Source organism: Aquimarina discodermiae (assembly GCF_040786235.1).
GTDB lineage: Bacteria > Bacteroidota > Bacteroidia > Flavobacteriales > Flavobacteriaceae > Aquimarina.
This window is the reverse complement of record NZ_JBFMKP010000022.1, coordinates 19358-37085: the sequence shown is the minus strand read 5'-3', so window position 1 is coordinate 37085 and position 17728 is coordinate 19358. Positions and strand designations below refer to the sequence as shown.

Annotated in this window: 18 protein-coding genes; 3 read left to right on the top strand and 15 right to left on the bottom strand. The window is 33.8% G+C overall.

Translation table 11 applies throughout. From position 1 onward, the window contains the following. Positions 1-322 precede the first annotated feature (322 nt). Entirely contained in the window at positions 323-1213 is an 891-nt protein-coding gene (locus tag ABW636_RS14955) for a M57 family metalloprotease (protein WP_367590873.1), read from the top strand. A 133-nt stretch (positions 1214-1346) separates the two neighbouring features. On the opposite strand, the gene ABW636_RS14950 is transcribed toward ABW636_RS14955, so the two are convergent. From ABW636_RS14950 to ABW636_RS14910, 9 genes are all read right to left on the bottom strand, one after another. Further along, entirely contained in the window at positions 1347-1580 is a 234-nt protein-coding gene (locus tag ABW636_RS14950) for a hypothetical protein (RefSeq protein WP_367590872.1), read from the bottom strand. A 15-nt stretch (positions 1581-1595) separates the two neighbouring features. After that, positions 1596-1955 (bottom strand): hypothetical protein, encoded by a 360-nt coding sequence (locus ABW636_RS14945; RefSeq protein ID WP_367590871.1) that lies wholly within the window; start codon positions 1953-1955, stop codon positions 1596-1598. Between the two features lie 98 nt (positions 1956-2053). Then, on the bottom strand, positions 2054-2734 hold the full coding sequence (locus tag ABW636_RS14940) for a TapB family protein (RefSeq protein WP_367590870.1): 681 nt from the start codon (positions 2732-2734) through the stop codon (positions 2054-2056). 216 nt (positions 2735-2950) lie between these two features. Further along, positions 2951-3370: a GNAT family N-acetyltransferase gene (locus ABW636_RS14935; protein ID WP_367590869.1), complete on the bottom strand. Its 420-nt coding sequence runs from the start codon at positions 3368-3370 to the stop codon at positions 2951-2953. Between the two features lie 40 nt (positions 3371-3410). Continuing rightward, entirely contained in the window at positions 3411-3950 is a 540-nt protein-coding gene (locus tag ABW636_RS14930) for a GNAT family N-acetyltransferase (RefSeq protein WP_367590868.1), read from the bottom strand. A gap of 35 nt (positions 3951-3985) precedes the next feature. Beyond that, complete coding sequence (locus ABW636_RS14925; protein WP_367590867.1) at positions 3986-5443, bottom strand: DUF389 domain-containing protein; 1458 nt, start codon at positions 5441-5443, stop codon at positions 3986-3988. Positions 5444-5445: 2 nt separating this feature from the next. Then, complete coding sequence (locus ABW636_RS14920; protein ID WP_367590866.1) at positions 5446-6525, bottom strand: mannose-1-phosphate guanylyltransferase; 1080 nt, start codon at positions 6523-6525, stop codon at positions 5446-5448. 5 nt (positions 6526-6530) lie between these two features. Then, positions 6531-7151: a hypothetical protein gene (locus ABW636_RS14915; RefSeq protein WP_367590865.1), complete on the bottom strand. Its 621-nt coding sequence runs from the start codon at positions 7149-7151 to the stop codon at positions 6531-6533. Positions 7152-7164: 13 nt separating this feature from the next. Beyond that, complete coding sequence (locus ABW636_RS14910; protein WP_367590864.1) at positions 7165-7761, bottom strand: SprT-like domain-containing protein; 597 nt, start codon at positions 7759-7761, stop codon at positions 7165-7167. 317 nt (positions 7762-8078) lie between these two features. On the opposite strand from ABW636_RS14910, the gene ABW636_RS14905 reads away from it, so the two are divergent. Then, positions 8079-8456 carry a hypothetical protein gene (locus tag ABW636_RS14905; RefSeq protein ID WP_367590863.1) on the top strand — a complete coding sequence of 126 codons (378 nt, stop codon included), beginning with the start codon at positions 8079-8081 and terminating at the stop codon, positions 8454-8456. 146 nt (positions 8457-8602) lie between these two features. On the opposite strand, the gene ABW636_RS14900 is transcribed toward ABW636_RS14905, so the two are convergent. The 6 genes from ABW636_RS14900 to porV form a co-directional block, all read right to left on the bottom strand. Further along, the gene (locus ABW636_RS14900) at positions 8603-9283 is read right to left on the bottom strand and encodes an SDR family NAD(P)-dependent oxidoreductase (protein ID WP_367590862.1); all 681 of its coding nucleotides are present in this window, start codon (positions 9281-9283) and stop codon (positions 8603-8605) included. A gap of 28 nt (positions 9284-9311) precedes the next feature. Continuing rightward, positions 9312-10283, bottom strand: a complete 972-nt coding sequence (locus ABW636_RS14895) for a M20/M25/M40 family metallo-hydrolase (protein WP_367590861.1) — start codon at positions 10281-10283, stop codon at positions 9312-9314. Positions 10284-10476: 193 nt separating this feature from the next. Beyond that, positions 10477-12090: a pyruvate dehydrogenase complex dihydrolipoamide acetyltransferase gene (locus ABW636_RS14890; protein WP_367590860.1), complete on the bottom strand. Its 1614-nt coding sequence runs from the start codon at positions 12088-12090 to the stop codon at positions 10477-10479. A gap of 6 nt (positions 12091-12096) precedes the next feature. Beyond that, on the bottom strand, positions 12097-13095 hold the full coding sequence (gene pdhA, locus ABW636_RS14885; RefSeq protein ID WP_367590859.1) for a pyruvate dehydrogenase (acetyl-transferring) E1 component subunit alpha: 999 nt from the start codon (positions 13093-13095) through the stop codon (positions 12097-12099). A gap of 136 nt (positions 13096-13231) precedes the next feature. Next, positions 13232-13714 (bottom strand): cytidine deaminase, encoded by a 483-nt coding sequence (locus tag ABW636_RS14880; RefSeq protein ID WP_367590858.1) that lies wholly within the window; start codon positions 13712-13714, stop codon positions 13232-13234. Positions 13715-13979: 265 nt separating this feature from the next. Next, a complete protein-coding gene (gene porV / locus ABW636_RS14875) occupies positions 13980-15155 on the bottom strand; it encodes a type IX secretion system outer membrane channel protein PorV (protein ID WP_367590857.1) in 1176 nt (391 codons plus the stop codon). 854 nt (positions 15156-16009) lie between these two features. Here porV and gldJ point away from each other — a divergent pair. Continuing rightward, positions 16010-17686, top strand: a complete 1677-nt coding sequence (gene gldJ, locus ABW636_RS14870) for a gliding motility lipoprotein GldJ (RefSeq protein ID WP_367590856.1) — start codon at positions 16010-16012, stop codon at positions 17684-17686. Positions 17687-17728 lie beyond the last annotated feature (42 nt).

Below are 17728 nucleotides of genomic sequence, written 5' to 3'. Positions count from 1 at the left end.
TATAATTATAAAAACTAAACATTTTTTCATGTCTTTCTTTAAGAATGCTAATACGATTTACGCATAAAACTTTCGCATATAGTTAGTTTCTTTTACACTATATCCATAAAGGCAAAAAAGACTGTAACACTAGATATGCTGGTTTGTATTGAATCATTTTTCAAAAAATTCACACCTTACAAAACATGTGTTAAAAACATGCTTAAAACACAATAAATCCATACTTTAATTACGCTTAAAACATAGTTTTAACCATAATTAACATTTTTTTTGTAAGTTGATTTGTATATTCGAAAAATTTTTTAACACAAACTCAAACATTATGAAACAAAAAAAAGAAAGAACATTTAATGTTCGTAATGCGTTTTTTTTCACTAATCTTTTGATTTTTTCTTTGCTAATTTGCTCCTCATGTTCAAACGAGAGTTTAGATCTGAATGAGGATTTACAAGAAGTTAGCACAATTCCTGAAAAGTTTTCAAAATTGTTAACCGATTTATCTTTGGATGCAAACGAAGTACGTTACATAGAATCCCTTGATGCTATTGCTCACGGTGATATTTTGTATAGCGCAGACACCAATTCTGATGAAAATATTGAAAAAGCTCATTGGCACAATAGACGTGTTAGTAGAGCAAACAGCAGAAATATCAACTACACCGTAAGAGGAGTAAATAGTGCTAATTATATTGCAGCTATAGACCAGGCAGCACAAGCTTGGGAAAACATGAGTCCAAATATTAATTTTACTCGTGTTTCTAATAATGCAAATGGGATTGATTTAACTATTTCTTTTCTTAACGCCGCCGACTATGCCCGAGTTGATAATTCTGGCTCAGGTGCATTTGCTACTTTCCCTACTGGAAATGGTAATATTGGAAATAGAATATCTTTTAATGAATCTAGTTTCAGAAACACTTTTAATTCTTGGAAAATATTACTTACTATTCATGAAATAGGACATACTTTAGGATTTAGACACCCTAATCAGGGTGGTGGTGTGGCAATACCCTGCGCAGGAAGTCAACAATGGCATCAAAACAATCCAGCGGGCAGTGTTATGAACTCGGCTCTTCCTTGGGGAAATTGGCCCTCTCAAAACATCTCAGTAGCACAATGGGCTTCTAGAAATAAAGGATGGACCCTTACTGACAGATATATCATAGATTGGGCATACGAACTTGCAGGAAACAATGATCCTGTCTGCAACTAAATTAAAAAACGTTCCTAAATTCACAATTTTTATAGCAGAGTTTTTTTTGTAAAGAAATTATATCAAAACAAACTCTGTTTTTAATTAACATAATATTTTTTTTGTTTGGTATTACAAAAAAAATCACGAGGTATCAAGCTGGTTTATGCTCTTTAAATATGGTAGCATGGTCACCTATCTGAATTCCTAAGCGTTTAAAAATAGCATAGACCTTGGTTTTGTTTCTTTTTTCAAAAAAAACAAAGTAATAACTATCAGTATAGAGTTCGACAATACCCATTTCGGCTTCGTATAATGCAAGCAACCTATTTACTACCTCACTAAAAGAAAATTGATTAGAAAGCTTGCTCCAGAATTCATCTTTCATTTTTGGATATAACTCTTATAAACAATGTTTTATATTGTATATAATATCATCCGAACTAAATTTTATATCTGCAGAAGCTAAAAAACATTCTCCTTTATTAACATGTATAAAAGCTATCACATCATGATACATATGTATTCGACGATCTTCTTCAGAAAGCTTTATAGGTTTCTCTACATACCCTCCTTTCTCATACGACTTAATAGTTACTTCTTTGGCCGGAAGTTTTAATGTTTTTATCGAATCTATCAAAACTGTTTTATCTACTCGATTAAGAGTAACTTCGATAAGATCAATAAAAGCTTGTTGTGCTTCTAAATCCTCTTCTGAAAAAAGTTTTTCTCTTTGAGCACATGACACAAAAACAACTATCATTACATAAACAAGTAGTCTTAAACAGTTAAACAAGTACATCGGTAAAAATTTTATGGCATACAAGATAAAATTGTAACATCATTGCAAATGATATCTTATCACTTACTCATTTTTGTCAACTCTCTTGTCCATCGCAGAGCCCCTTTCTTATTATAACTTTCTGTTTTTACAATACCAATGCCTTTTACATACCATTCTACCCCCGAACCTCTAAATTTTATAAATCCCATTGTGAATAGGTAATCAAAAGCTATTTTATACCCTTCGAACGTACCAGCTTTGGTGGTAAGTGATGAGTTTTCTAATACTTTTCTATTAGACACGGTCATATTTGCCAATGCCAACGAGGCTTCGCTATTTCCCATCTGTATTTCTATAGCTCCATCGGGTAATATTGTTCCTTCTGCTAGGTCTGACGGAAATTCTAAAAAGTCCCCTACTGCCTTAATCTCGGTTCCACTGTTTTGATTCTGGTTTTGATGTGCCATATAATTAGACATATCAATGTAGAAATTACCATCTACACACTTAAGTGTTTGATACCTTGCTTGAGAATTTTTACCTTTTTTAACTTCTGTTTTGATTTTAATCTTTAACGCTCCATCTTCATTTTTTACAGATTCTATGGTGTACTCTTCTATAGATTTAACTTTTCCTTTTTTATTATAATCCGTATATTCTAGCAGCATTCCTTGTTGATAGGGAGAAATAGCTTCGCAATTTTGAGCGCTCGTTATCTGAAATAACAATACACTTAGGATAAAAAGTATTTTTTTCATTGGTAATGACTTAAGTAATTAGTTAAAAGTGTGTATTTATACTACGATCCCTTATTTTGGATCGATCAAGGTCTTATTTCAATTATAAGTTAAAACGAACTTAATAGTCTTATTCATATTTTTCATAGGCTGCTATGAAAAACAATCACAGCGTTGTATATAATAAAAGAAAGCAACTTCGGTCTTTTAGCTTTTTTAAACTCATAATTGGTATTATCATATTTTTTTCTGAAAATGAAACCCAACAATTTGATAATCCCGCTTGTAATAAAACTTGTGCGCTCTTCCGTTTGCAGAATATGCATTTAGTTCTACGGTTTCACAATCTTCTTTACGCGCCCAGTCTTCAATAAGGTCTATAAATATGTTTCCGTATCCCTTGGATTGGGTAGAAGGGTCTACAATAACATTGTCTATTTCTAATTGTTTTCCAGAATAGAGCTTCACGGTGATCCAACCACTCGATAATGCAATAAGCTTTTCATTTTCATACATTCCAAAACATTGGTAATTCTGAAAACTAAACATTTTTTCATGTCTTTCTTTTAGAATATCAATTGATAGATTTGGGTTTAACTCTTTAGTCAAAGAAACCATTTCGTCAATATGGTCTTTATTTAAAAAATGTAATCTCATCAGCATTCAATTTACTACCCTCGTTATAAATAGCTACAGGCTAAATAGCTGTATTTTGTATTTCAAGAATAATATTATCGGGAAAATCTTTATCTTTTTTGTTTTCTACAAGAGTAAATCCGTTTTTGAGAAGCATGTATTTAGAGCTTTCATTGTCGCGATGAGTATAGGCTTCAATTTTATCTAGTTTTAGATTTTTGAAACCATATTCTATTGTACTTTGCATGGCTTCTGTCATGATTCCTCTATTTTGAAATGTAGGGTGCAACACATATCCTACTTCTGCCACTTTTCCATCTTCAGAAAAATTCCACAAACAAATCGAACCTATCATTTTGGTTGGTTCTTCTTTTAAAGTGATCGTCCAATTGATATTCTCGCCATTCTCAGTACCCTTGTTAATCATCTGTACAAAATCTTCGACATCTTTCATACTTTTAGGAACAGGTCGATCAATATATTTATTTACCTCGACATCAGATCTAAGGAAAAAAATTCCTTTATGATCCTCATCGATGGTTTCTCTTAACTGAAGCCTTTGCGTAACTAATGTCGGAAAAGGCACAAAACTATGTTTCATGAATTATGACTTTTAATGTATTTCTATAAGACCTGCTACTCTACATGCAATGTATCTGCTTTGATCTCCTTGGTTATCCATTCTCTTAAAGCTCTCTCGCGAAGACCGTGTAAGCTATCTGATACTCTAAACTTCCATTTCGGAAAAATAACCTGTACGGTATCCACTTTTAGGAAATTAGATTTTAATACTTTTCCATAACCCAATGCTTCTAAATCTGGAAAGCGAATTTTTGCATCTTTAGCCACGTTTTTATACGAAAATGCACTAGATGCTACCATATTATTCTTCTCGATTTGCTCTTCTAATTCTGCAATTTTTGATTTTAACTCGGTCACCTGGGTATTTAAAGCCTCATTGGTGTTTTGCAATCTATCCAACTCTTCTATAGCACGGTCATAGGCCTTAGAAACCTGATCAATACCTCTTGATTTATTTCCCCTTACCATCAGTTGAAAATCACTTATTTTTGGATAGTTTAAAATTTCATTTTGCAAATCACTTATTGTAGCATCACTAATTTCACCATCAAAAAATAACTTAAGCGTCTTATTGTCATAGCTATAGATATCTTTACGTAAATACAGGTTTTCATTAGCTTCTATTTCCTGTGCCATAAAGTTTTCGTAATCTCCTTGTGCCCTACTTTCATTCAATGTCACCCAAAAGGTATAAACAGCAGGTATCATTACCATAAAAGCCACAAACGATGCCAATCTTGCCGTGCGCTTACGTTTGGCAGAATTAGCATAACGAAGCATTGGGAATTTAAGTAATTTTAATACCAAAAAGGTTGCTAAAGCAATGAATATTGTATTAATAATAAAAAGGTACATTGCTCCTAAAGCATATCCAGGGTTCCAAATTGCTAATCCAAATCCAACGGTACACAACGGAGGCATTAAAGCAGTTGCAATCGCTACCCCAAAAATCACACTGGCAATCGTTCCTTTTTTAGTTCTGGCAATAATCAATGCCAGTCCTCCAAAAAATGCAATCAATACGTCCCGAATATCTGGTTTGGTTCTTGCCAACAATTCTGAAGATTCTTCTTTAAGCGGAAACAAAAGAAAGAATAACCATGCAGTAAACACACTTAGCAATACCATGACACCAAAATTAATGAGAGATTTTCTAAGTGTATCGATATCATTTACAGCAATTGACATACCTATACCCAGAATTGGTCCCATTAGGGGAGAGATTAACATGGCTCCAATAACTACAGGAATAGAATTCGCATTAAGTCCAATCGATGCGATAAAAATAGAACAGATCAAAATCCAAGCAGTTGCTCCTTTAAAAGGAATATCTGCTTTAATCAACTCGATCGTACTTTCTCGATCTGTATCTTCTCTAAAATCGAGCAATTCTTTCAAAAATCTTGATGCACTTTTAAAAAGTCCTTTAGCATCTTGTTTTATGGCTTCCTTTTGCTGCTCTACTTTTTGGTCCTGAGTTGGTTCGTTAGACCCTTGAGTATTTTCTGACATAGTTATCCGTATTGTTCTCCGTATGTTTCTTTTACCTTTTTAAGCACTTGTTTTATGTCCTGCTCTTTGGCTTTTGGATAAATTAATAGCACTTCATTTTTATCAACAACAATATAGTCTTTCAATCCATCTACGACCACTACTTTATCCCTAGAAGTTCTTATCATATTACCAGATGCTTCATTTGCTATAACCTTGGCATTTACAATAGCATTATTAGCATCTGTCTTATTCAACTTATCATACAATGATCCCCAGGTTCCTAAGTCATTCCAGTCGAAAATAGCTGGTAATACATAAACATTATTTGCTTTTTCTAAAATAGCATAATCGATAGAAATATTCTCTGTCAATGGATAATTAATCTGAATAAAATCGTTCTCCCGCTCTGTATTATAGACAAACGAACCTTTTTCGAACAATGAAGTCATTTCTTTCTGAAATTTTGAAAACGCACTTACAATACTTCGAACACTCCAAATAAATATCCCTGCATTCCATAAGTAATTTCCTTCCTTTAGAAATTCCTTGGCCTTATTATAATTTGGTTTTTCGGTAAATTGAATTACTTTTTTACCTTCTCCAGAATCTTTTTTATCATATTGAATGTAACCATACCCAGTATTAGGAAACGTAGGTTCGATTCCAAGAGTCATTAAAATATCATTTTCTGAACACGCTTTAAAGCTTTGCTCTAGATTTGTAATAAAAGCATCTTCATCCTCGATCCAATGGTCACTTGGCGCTACGACCATAACAGCATCTGGATTCTCTTTCTGTATTTTGAGGGCTGCATAAAGAATACATGGCGCAGTATTGCGCATTGCCGGTTCGGTCACGACCTGTTTTTGTGTCGTCTCTGGTAATTGCTCTAAAACCAAGTCATTATATCGCTCATTAGTAAGAATGAGAATATTTTCTTTGGGGACAATTTTTGCCAACCTCGAAAACGTACGCTGAATCAATGTTTCTCCAGTTCCTAACATATCATGAAATTGTTTGGGAAACTCTGTAGTACTAACAGGCCAGAATCTAGATCCTACACCTCCGGCCATGAGTATGGCATAATAATTTTTGTTCATAATGTTTATTTCCAAAAAGACTCTAAGTCGTTAATTGATGTATTCCCATCTTGAATAAAAATATTATCCCAATACTGTTCTCCATCCATTAGAGCAAATACCTTATAATATCCAGGATCAAAATCTGTTAAATCAATCAACACTTTATCCTTATTCAAATCAGAAATTTTCAATTCTGCAATAGCATCCAAATTTTTTATTTCAAAGTTTGTGTCTTCTAGTTCTTTTTCAAAGTCAATATCTTGAGACACTTTTTTAAGTTCTGCCTTTATAACCCAAACATCACTGATTTGTGGATAATTTCCTATAAAAACAGAGCGAATGCTAACAAAATCATTTACAGGGTTGGGAGTCGCAGTAACTTGGTAAGACTTTACATTAGGGTTTCCAAGTATTATAGGTTCATCATATGCTTCTTCTTTTAAAGCAATTCCTGTTATTTGACGTATTTCAGTTTCAATAAATTCATCAACCACAACAGTATCATCTTCTTCTTCACTTATATTATTTTGATCCTCTTCATTATCGAAGGTATTTTCATGCGCTTGTACATCATTATTATTTTCATCAACTTTTTTGCAAGACAGAATCGTTAATATTGCTAAGAAAAAGAATATTCTTTTCACTATTTTTTTATTTCTAATTTAATAATTCGACTTCGGCATTGGGGTTAAAAAGATAAACTTTACCAGAATGTAATTCTACACACTCATAGCGCTTTACTCTCTTATTACCTTTTTTAAAAATTTTTCCATTATATAACCGAAAAACACTTCCTAAGGGTATCTCAAATATATAATTTTTATCATTAGCAGGGTCATATTGTTTAAGTGCTAATGACAGTTTTTCATCGGTATCACTACTCGCTCTTGGATTTTTAAAATGATGTGCTACTACTGGCAACACTTTCGAAGGAAAAACTTCAGGATTTATGTACGGTAACATCAATTTCTGAAAGGTACTTTTCCACTCCACTCCATGAGGTTTTATAAAACGGCCGTACTTTTCAAAAGCTACCAGATGTGCAATTTCATGTATCAAAGTAATCAAAAAACGATATTTATTGAGCGATGCATTTACAGTAATCTGATGTCGTCCATCAGGCATTTTTCGATAATCTCCATGACGCGTTACTCGTTCATTAACAATTTTTAGGTGTACATTGCATTTTATAATGAGACCAAATGCTTGTTCTACTGCTCTTTCAGGAATGTATTTGGCGAGTATTTCTTTCACGATTGCAAAATACAAAATTAAGTGTATTATACTAAATGATAGTTTCTAATTAATCATTGAAATATTTAAAAAACACCTTTTTAAAATCCTAGCATAAAGTTACTCCCCGAACTGATTAATCTCCTCAGAAAGCTTGCAAAAAACAATAAAAACCAAGGTTTTACCGCAAAAAAACAATAAAAAAACCATCAAAAATAGGCTTTTCAACGAATAGATCATCAACTTCATCGAATATTTAAGCCAAACAAACGACTGATTAACAGTTATTTATATTTTTGTTAGTCCGTATTTTAACAAAAATATAATTTATCGATACTATGAAGACAATTATGATACTGACCATGCTGCTTTTACATACTTTTTGTATCGCACAATCAGAGCCTCAAAATCACTATTCTAAAAAAGAATTAAAAATAGTTCTAAAGAAACAAAAATCTAAAAGCAAAAGCTTAGAAAAACTTGCCGACCAAAGGGTGTCTTTTCTACAAAGAGAACTTAATCTTAATAATCATGCGAGTTATCAAGTAAAAAAAGCAATTCTAAAATACTCTATTCAGGCAGATAAAGTTTTACAATCAGGTTTACCAAAAAAAGAAAAAACAAAAAGCTTAAGCAATATCATTTATTTTCAAAATGAAGAATTTAAAAGGTTTCTTACAGTTGATCAATTTTATAGGTATATAAATTTAAAATAAAACAATCCTTCATTGTGTTTACTTACTAAATCAATCTCGAAAATAACATCAATACCATTGTTACATAAATGGTGTAAAATGTATATTTCAATTTATAGAACACACTTTACAACACCTATATAACCATATAAAACTATGGTAAACATTTATGGTGTACTACTAGATACCTGAAGCACTTTCCCGTTATAAAATTTATGTTGTGTAAGAGAAAAGTCCTTGATGTATGTTGCCATTTCTATCGCGTTTAATGGTGCTTGATACCCAGGAAATGCCTCTTCTAACATTTCTGTCTGTACCGCCCCCAATGCCAAAACATTAAAAGCGATACCACTTTCTTTATACTCCTCTGCCAATAACTCACTTAAGGTAATCACGGCACCTTTACTAGAACTATATGCAGCCAATCCAGGAAACTTCATACTACCTTGAATCCCACCCATGCTACTTACCGTAACCACATGACTTCCTGATGACATAAAAGGTAAAACCAACCGTGTAATTTCTGCTACACCAAAAACATTCACCTTATATACTTCTTCAAAATCGGTAGTTGTTATTTCTGAAAAAGGTTTATTTAGTAACCGTCCGGCATTATTAATTAAAATATCTACTTTCTTCCAGGCAGTTGAGATATAGTCTATCATCTTTTTCAAACTGTCTACATCACAAATGTCAAATGAAAAAGTATGAATATTTTCATGCTGAAGTGCTTTGATAGGAGTTTCATTTCTGGATAATGCTAATACTTGATGACCGTCATCTGCAAACAACTTTGCCATCTCATATCCTATACCTCTGCTTGCCCCTGTTATAATAATATTTTTCATAGACTATTAACCAATTGGTTTAAAAAAATCAATTTAATTTGATTTCTTTGGTTGGAGTGTTTAACATTTTAGTGATTGCAGGAGTGCATCCATTTATCAATTCTGCCATAAATTCAAAATTCATTTCAGAAACTTCATCATCTACATGATGGTAATACTTATAATTTGTGAAATCGAATGTTGATATGGTCTGACATGGCACATTAAATTGTTGGAAAAAGGGATAATTATCACTTCTCATAAAAAGCTGATACTCTTTTGCTTTTGGCAAATAACCTATTAACTCTGCCCCTACATATTCATTTATTTTCTTTGCCATATTCGATTTTTCAAAACCGGTAAGATATGCCTTATATGATTTATCATTTAAGGGCACCCCGATCATTTCAAAATTTACCATGGCATACAGATTAACTTCTTTATCTTTTAACACCTTTGCCAAATGCTTTGATCCTAATAATCCTTTTTCTTCTGCTCCAAATAACACGAAAAGAACGCTACGTTTATTATTTTTTAGCTTGGCTAATTGTTTGGCCAGTAAGATTACGGCCGTACTACCGGCTGCATTATCGTTTGCACCATTTGCGATAGAATCTCCGTCTACTTCTTCACCTTTTCCTATATGATCAAAATGAGCTCCTATAATCACGAGCTCTTTTTGCAAAACAACATCTGTACCCTTCAAAAAACCAACTACATTAAACGTTTTTACTCCTTTTGCCTCAAAAGAATCTCTATAAGAATCAAAATAAGGAGCAATTCCATATTCCTTAAACTCCTTTTCTATAAATTCTGCTGCTTTCTCCAACCCTTCACTTCCTGTATCTCTTCCACCTAAATCGTCACTTGCCAGAAAACTGATAACACCATCTACTTCTGAAGCTGTAATTTTTTCTGCTTTATCACTTTCTTTATTAGTTACAAGCTGTGCAGTTGTTCTTTGCTTACAATTAATGAACAAAGCCAAAATTACGATACTGATAAAAATATTCTTTTTCATATGTCTATACTATTGTTTTAAATGTTGTACTTCGACGTGGCTCAGTACGAACATATAACTCACCAAATAATCATTTTTAACACCTATTAAAAATTTATCATGGCTCGTTTCATAAGAAATGTGTTTTTGCTAAAGATAAAAAATCCTGCTTCGTAAGAAACAGGATTTTTATAAATATTATCGTAATTCTAGATTAGGCTAGCATTGTAACCGGGTTTTCCAGATATTGTTGTAATGTTTGCAAAAACTGTGCTCCAGTTGCTCCATCCACTGTTCTATGATCACATGCTAAAGTAACTTTCATAGTGTTACCTACTACAATTTGACCGTTTTTAACTACTGGTTTCTCTACAATAGCCCCTACAGATAAAATAGCTGAATTTGGCTGATTGATAATAGAAGTAAATTCTTGAATACCAAACATACCTAAGTTAGATACGGTAAATGTACTACCACTCATTTCTTGCGGTGTCAATTTCTTATTACGTGCTCTTCCTGCCAAATCCTTAACTTTTGCACCTATTTGAGTTAATGACATTTGATCTGTAAAGGGCAATACAGGCACTACCAATCCATCAGGCACTGCAACCGCAACCCCAACACTAATATGCTTAGCATATCTGATTTCTGTATCTGTCCATTGCGTATTTACCTGCGGATGTTTACGTAACGCCATTGCACATGCCTTAACCACCATATCATTAAAGGATACTTTGGTATCTGGTATAGCATTAATATTTTTTCTTGAAGTCATTGCATTCTCCATATCCACCTCAATAGTCAAATAATAATGAGGTGCTGTGAATTTTGATGCAGACAAGCTTTTTGCGATGGCTTTACGCATTTGCGAATTCTTCACCTCTTCAAAACTTTCTTCTCCTGCCGGAGCGAAACTTTGAACTGCCGGAGATGCTACTTGCGCACTTTCTTTGGCTGGTGCAGAAGTACTAACAGCAGCCGATGGTGTAAACGATTCTATATCTTTTTTTATAATACGTCCATTTTCACCAGTACCTTTTACCTGAGCAAGATCTATCCCTTTATCTGCTGCAATTTTCTTTGCTAATGGAGAGGCAAATATTCTACCTCCCTTGGCTTCACTATTACCAGATGCTACTTCGGTTACAGCTTGCTTCTCTTCTTTTACAGGAGAAGCTACTGATTTTGTCTCAGCCTTTGCAGGCACTCCACCTTTTAGGTTCGAAACATCCGTTCCCGCCGGGCCAATTATTGCCAACAAAGCATCTACAGGAGCAGTTTGTCCTTCTTCAATTCCAATATGCAACAAGGTTCCATTATAAAAAGACTCAAACTCCATTGTTGCCTTATCGGTCTCTATTTCGGCAAGGATATCCCCTTCTTCTACAGCGTCTCCTACTTTTTTAAGCCATGTTGCCACGGTTCCTTCTTCCATAGTATCACTCAGCCTCGGCATCGTAATCACTTCTACTCCTTCTGGAGTTACTACTGCTTCTTCAGAAATGGCAAGTTCTTCTTCCTTATTTTCTTCTTTAGATGGTTCTTCGCCCGAAGTTGAATTTCCGTTTAATAATCCAGAAATATCTTCTCCTTCTTCTCCTATAATAGCAAGTAGTTGATCTACTGGAGCTGTTTCTCCTTCTTGAATCCCTACATGAAGTAATATCCCTTCATAAAAAGATTCAAACTCCATTGTAGCTTTATCAGTTTCTATTTCGGCAAGAATATCTCCTTCACTTACCTTATCTCCTTTTTTAACAAGCCATTTTGCAACCACGCCTTCTTCCATGGTATCGCTCAATCGCGGCATATTAATAACTGTAGCCATAATTTATTAAAGTTTGTGTGATAAAAATGGGTAATCTTCCTGATCGTATACGACATCGTACATTACATTCTTTTCAGGAAATGGGGATTCTTCGGCAAATTTTTGACATTCTGCCACCCTATCTTTCACTCTTTTGTCTATTATTTCAATTTCTTTCTCGGTAGCATATTCTTTCTCTTTAATAATATCCAAAACCTGAGTTATCGGATCTATTTTTTGATATTCTGCTACTTCTTCTTTGGTACGATATTTTTGAGCATCACTCATAGAATGTCCTCTATATCGGTATGTTTTTAATTCTAAAAATGTTGGTCCACCACCTGTTCTTGCACGTGTAATAGCTTCATCCATAGCCTCTGCAACTTTGATTGGATTCATTGCATCTACAGGTCCCGAAGGCATTTCATACCCTTGTCCTAGTTTCCAGATATCTGTGTGATTTGCCGTTCGTTCTACAGAGGTACCCATGGCATATCCGTTATTCTCTACACAAAATACTACAGGTAGATTCCAAAGCATAGCCAAATTAAACGTTTCATGTAACGACCCCTGACGAGCAGCTCCATCACCAAAAAACGTCAAAGTAACAGCACCATTCTTCTTATATTTATCTGCAAATGCAAGACCAGCTCCCAACGGGATTTGTCCACCTACAATACCATGACCTCCATAAAACCTGTGTTCTTTAGAAAAAATATGCATCGAACCTCCTAAACCTTGAGAAGTACCAGTCCCTTTACCATAAAGTTCTGCCATCACTCTTTTAGGATCTACTCCCATACCAATAGGCTGTACATGATTACGATATGCGGTTATCATCTTATCTTTGGTAAGATCCATGGCATGCAATGCTCCTGCCAAAATTGCTTCCTGACCATTATACAAGTGTAAAAAACCTCTTACTTTTTGCTGAATATAAACTTGAGCTAGCTTATCCTCGAATTTTCTCCAGAAAAGCATTTCTTCGTACCAATTTAGGTAAACATCTTTGGTTATCTTTTTCATTTATAATTGTACTGATGTATGAGTAAAAAGCTAGTTTACAACTAACTTTCATTTAATTCCATTTTTCCATTCTTAAAGAACGAAAAGCAAAAATAGCATATTAGAAATTAAGGAAAAAGGAGATTGACTATAAATATTACAAATATGAATTATCAAAAGTAAAAGGAAGAATATTTTCTAGCGATGAAGATTTAACAACCTTTCCTTTTTCACCCATAAAATAAATAGCTATTGGCCTTTTTTGTCTTAATTCATACTCTGCTATAGATTGCCTGCAAGCTCCACAAGGAGGCACCGGGGTCAATAACACATTATGTAACGATTTAGCAGTTATTGCCATTGCGACAATAGCTACTTTGGGAAAATTGGCACCCGCTGCATATATCGCCGTTCTTTCTGCACATAATCCCGAAGGATAACAAGCGTTTTCTTGATTATTACCTAAAACAACTTCACCATTTTCTAATAAAAGAGCGGCTCCTACCAAAAAACTAGAATAGGGAGCATATGCTTTATCCCTAATCAAAGTTGCTTCTTTCATGAGTTGCTGGACATTTCCTTCTAATTCATCACAAGAATCATACACTTCTAAAACCGAGGTAATTTCTACTTTTTTCACTTACCGTTTTCTTTAAATTAGAAATAAAACATCCACAAAACTAACTAATACCAATAAAACTATCTGTTTTCATCACTTCTTCTAACATAAATTTAAGTAATCAATTCCTTATTTCATATGAATATCTCCTCTACAATAGGCCTGTTATACATTTAGATAAATCTGCATTCCGAAATAGTTAAAAATGCAAAAAGCACTTAACCTTTTACAGAATTAAGTGCTTTTTACGTTTAGGTATATTTTTATTACACCTAGTATATTTTATTTAGTCATAATATTCGTCTCCAAAATTGAAAGACAGTCCAAAACGAAGTGTTCCTTCTAGCGGGCTTCTTACTGCAGAAGTAGAGAATAAGTATGAGATATCAAGATTAACAATATTATATTTGAATCCTGCTCCTAAAGATAAAAACTTACGAGCTCCTTTTTCTTCACTTTCATTAAAATAACCTGCTCTAAAAGCAAATACATCCTGATACATATATTCTGCTCCCAAAGACCATGTCATTTCTTGTAACTCTTCGCTAAACCCATCTGGCGCATCTCCCCAAGAAGAGAAAATAGCTCCAATAGGATTTATATCATTGTATTTTTGATTAGCGATATCTACATCTAAATCATCTACAACATTATCACCATTTCTATCTAAAGAAGTATCTAATGGGGTTGGCACTAACAATTTACTAATTTCAATAGAAGGTGTAATGCGATTTTCTTCATTAAGAATAAAGTCAAACGCACCTCCTAATCTAAAATTAGTTGGAATAAAGTTTTCCTGACCACTATCTCCATATGTTATTTTTGGACCAATATTAGAAATTGCAGCTCCAGCTCTAACTCTACCATTAAATGAACTAAAAGCTATTTCATCACTTCTATAAAAACCAGCGATATCTACTCCAAAACCAGATCCAGCAGTTGCGTCATCGTTTCCGGTAGTTTGCAATTTAAGATCAGAACGCAAATAACGTCCTGTTACAGACATCGAAGTTCTTTCACTTAATTGCAACGCATAAGTTAAATCAAAAGTTAATTCATTTGGCTGTTGAATCAACCCTGCATCAGCAGCATTTTCTCTAAACTCTATTTCTCCTAAACTAAAATATTTGAAACTTGCTGCAACGGCACTACGATCATTTATACGATTATAATAACTTACATTTCCCAAAAATATATCATTTACCAGATTGCTAAGATAAGGAGTATAATTCACCCCAACCCCTTGCTTATTTTTTATAAACGCATATTTTGCGGGGTTCCATTGTTGAGAAAAAGCATCTGGAGAAGTAGCAACTCCCTGATCCGCAAGACCTGCTGCTCTAGCATCTGCTGCTATTAATAGAAACGGTACTGCGGTTGTAATTGCTCTGTTAGTTTCCTGAGCCTGTATTTTGCATGTCAACATCGCACATACAAGACTAAGGGTCAATATTCTTTTCATATCATTTAAAAATTGAGTTGGACAAATATATAGTTATTTAGTTATCTTAAGAATAAGCATTATCTTATTTTATCATTATTGATTGTTTATAAACGTTAATTTTATTGATATCTTATATTTTACTCTAATTTCTTGAAATTACTTTTTAAAAAACATCCTCATTCTTCTACTTCTAATACAAATAAATTTTATCCAAACAACCTCATTAATCTCAGCGTACACAACGCTTTTGGGTTAAAAATATCGCCGCAAGATAAACTAATATTACATTAACATGTATACGTTTTAACTAATTTTTTTAACATAAAACTTTCAACTATCTTCCTTCGCTTCATTTACCAATACCTATTTGTATTTGTACATAATTTCTCACAACAAAGAAACACTTTACCTTATTTACATCAAAAAAAACTTCCTAAAAAATTACAAACACACACTTTTATTAAGAATTAACATCTAAAAATCACTATTTTAAATTTTTCTAAAATGAACTAATGGCCATTCCAATTGCCCCTACTTCAAAACCTAACACCAATAGTTATTTCCATCTAATTATCTGTCAAAAAAATTGTTAACCTACTCACCAATCAATGTCTCTACCTGTTGATTTTAAAGGAACATCCAATTCACTAATTCATTTATTCTTCTCAAATCAAATAGATCAAAATCTATTTTCATAAAAAACTCAGCTTTTATTCAAAAAAGCATAATAAAGACCAAAATATTCCGTTAAACCATCATTATTATTCATATAAAGACATATGAATCCGTAATATTTTGAAATATTTAGGGGAACTTTAACGTTTATTATTTATATTGCGAGCCCTAATTTCTACTTTAACGAACTTAAGATTATGAAAAAAGTGTTTATTATTAAGTCGCTAATGGCACTTTGCGTTAGCGTTTTACTTATTAGTTGTTCCAAAAATGACTACGGGAACAGCTCTAGAGCTACAGGCTGGAAATACAACTCGAAAGATGGTGGTTTTCAGGTAGCTACAAATTACAAAGAACAGGAAACTGGACCAGGTTTGGTTTTTATTGAAGGAGGTACATTCACCATGGGGCGCGTACAAGACGATGTTATGCATGATTGGAACAACACCCCTACACAACAACATGTTCAGTCTTTCTATATGGACGAAACAGAAGTTACCAATATAATGTACCTGGAATATCTGGACTGGCTTAAAGGAGTTTACCCTCCCACAGAGCCAAAATACAGAAACATATACTATGGAGCGCTTCCAGATACTCTGGTATGGAGAAACCGACTTGGTTTTAATGAAATGATGACAAATAACTATTTACGTCATCCCGCATATGCAAACTACCCGGTTGTTGGAGTTAACTGGATTCAGGCAGTTGAATTTAGTAATTGGAGAACAAACCGAGTAAATGAAAGAATTCTTGAAGAAGAAGACGTTATTAAAAAGAATGCTCCTTTTGAAGATGTTTCTGCAGAAAGTACTTTTGACACAGAGACCTACCTAAATGTGCCTACACAAACATATGGGGGTAATGATGAAGCTATTCGTGGAGGAAGAAATTCACAACGTTACGAAAAAAATAATGATTCTACAGGCTTATATATCCAACGAAAAGATGGATTGCTTTTACCAAAATACAGACTTCCAACTGAAGCTGAATGGGAATACGCAGCACTTGGTCTGGTCGAAATAAGAAGTTACAACATTTACCGAGGAAGAAAAAAATATCCATGGAACGGAAAATACACTCGTTCTGGCGAAAGAAGAACAAGAGGAGATCAATTAGCCAACTTCAAGCAAGGTGACGGTGATTATGGTGGTATTGCCGGATGGAGTGATGACGGTGCTGATATCACAGCACCTGTAAAATCATACAACCCTAATGATTATGGGCTATACGATATGGCTGGAAATGTTGCAGAATGGGTAGCTGATGTATACAGACCAATCGTAGATGACGAGTATAATGATTTTAATTACTACAGAGGAAATGTTTACACCAAAAACGCTATTAACCCAGATGGTACTGTAAAAATTGTAATGACAGACTCTATAGTATATGACACTTTAAGTAATGGTAAAATTGTAGCACGTGTATTACCTGGAGGTATCCTTCAAGTCCCTATAGATGAAAATGAAACATATATGCGAACTAATTTTGATCAGAGTGACAATAGAAACTATAGAGATGGAGACAAAAGTTCATCTAGATACTATGAAGCTTATCAAGACGGGACGCTTCCAAACAAAAGAATGTACAATGCCCCTATACATTATGTGGGACCAGATGCAGAAGATAGTTTAAAAATGGATCGTCGTTATGATGAGTCAAGTAAAAGAACAACTATCGTAGATGACAATGTCAGAGTTTATAAAGGAGGGTCTTGGAAAGACAGAGCCTACTGGTTAGATCCGGCTCAAAGAAGATTCATGCCTCAAGACATGTCTACAGATTACATTGGATTTAGAAACGCAATGTCGCGAGTAGGAACAAAAGCAAGAAAGCAAAAAACGCCTAGACACCAAAAACCTAAAAAATAACACCGTATTAAAAACTTAAGTTCGTTATAAATTAAATACTGA

Coding starts and splice junctions, on each gene's coding strand:
- gldJ (WP_367590856.1), top strand. CDS start 16,010: ATGAAAAAAGTGTTTATTATTAAGTCGCTAATGGCACTTTGCGTTAGC.
- ABW636_RS14900 (WP_367590862.1), bottom strand. CDS start 9,283: ATGAAAAATATTATTATAACAGGGGCAAGCAGAGGTATAGGATATGAG.
- pdhA (WP_367590859.1), bottom strand. CDS start 13,095: ATGAAAAAGATAACCAAAGATGTTTACCTAAATTGGTACGAAGAAATG.
- porV (WP_367590857.1), bottom strand. CDS start 15,155: ATGAAAAGAATATTGACCCTTAGTCTTGTATGTGCGATGTTGACATGC.
- ABW636_RS14940 (WP_367590870.1), bottom strand. CDS start 2,734: ATGAAAAAAATACTTTTTATCCTAAGTGTATTGTTATTTCAGATAACG.
- ABW636_RS14945 (WP_367590871.1), bottom strand. CDS start 1,955: ATGATAGTTGTTTTTGTGTCATGTGCTCAAAGAGAAAAACTTTTTTCA.
- ABW636_RS14890 (WP_367590860.1), bottom strand. CDS start 12,090: ATGGCTACAGTTATTAATATGCCGCGATTGAGCGATACCATGGAAGAA.
- ABW636_RS14935 (WP_367590869.1), bottom strand. CDS start 3,370: ATGAGATTACATTTTTTAAATAAAGACCATATTGACGAAATGGTTTCT.
- ABW636_RS14895 (WP_367590861.1), bottom strand. CDS start 10,283: ATGAAAAAGAATATTTTTATCAGTATCGTAATTTTGGCTTTGTTCATT.
- ABW636_RS14930 (WP_367590868.1), bottom strand. CDS start 3,950: ATGAAACATAGTTTTGTGCCTTTTCCGACATTAGTTACGCAAAGGCTT.
- ABW636_RS14955 (WP_367590873.1), top strand. CDS start 323: ATGAAACAAAAAAAAGAAAGAACATTTAATGTTCGTAATGCGTTTTTT.
- ABW636_RS14905 (WP_367590863.1), top strand. CDS start 8,079: ATGAAGACAATTATGATACTGACCATGCTGCTTTTACATACTTTTTGT.
- ABW636_RS14950 (WP_367590872.1), bottom strand. CDS start 1,580: ATGAAAGATGAATTCTGGAGCAAGCTTTCTAATCAATTTTCTTTTAGT.
- ABW636_RS14920 (WP_367590866.1), bottom strand. CDS start 6,525: ATGAACAAAAATTATTATGCCATACTCATGGCCGGAGGTGTAGGATCT.
- ABW636_RS14925 (WP_367590867.1), bottom strand. CDS start 5,443: ATGTCAGAAAATACTCAAGGGTCTAACGAACCAACTCAGGACCAAAAA.